We start from the raw sequence: 348 nt of genomic DNA, 5'->3' as shown, positions 1-348 counted from the left end.
CACCGGCCGCACCACCGCCGTCTCGTCGTCGAGGCGGGAGTCCAGGGCTGCGACGGTGGGGGCGTCGAACACCGTCCGGATGGGGACCTCCACCCCCAGGATCGCCCGGATGCGGCTCACCAGCCGGGTCGCCAGCAGGGAATGTCCCCCCAGATCGAAGAAGTCGTCGTCGATCCCGACCCGGCCCATCCCGAGGACGTCCCCGAACAACTCCGTCAGTATCTGTTCGCGCGCCGAGCGCGGCGCCCGATATGCCACCCCGGAGGCGAATTCCGGGTCCGGTAACGCGGCGTGGTCGAGTTTCCCGTTCGGGGTCAACGGCATCGCCTCGACCGCGATCACCACAGT

The 348-nt window shown here is 69.5% G+C and carries 1 protein-coding gene; it reads right to left on the bottom strand.

What is annotated here, in order from left to right; genetic code table 11:
• Positions 1 to 348, bottom strand: a 348-nt coding sequence (locus tag ACX4ZE_RS23245; RefSeq protein ID WP_480275600.1) for a phosphopantetheine-binding protein, incomplete at both ends; no start/stop codon positions are given.

This window comes from Nocardia sp. TBRC8007, assembly GCF_056629435.1.
Note: the sequence above shows the minus strand (reverse complement) of the source record. Positions and strands in the feature narration are given on the sequence as shown.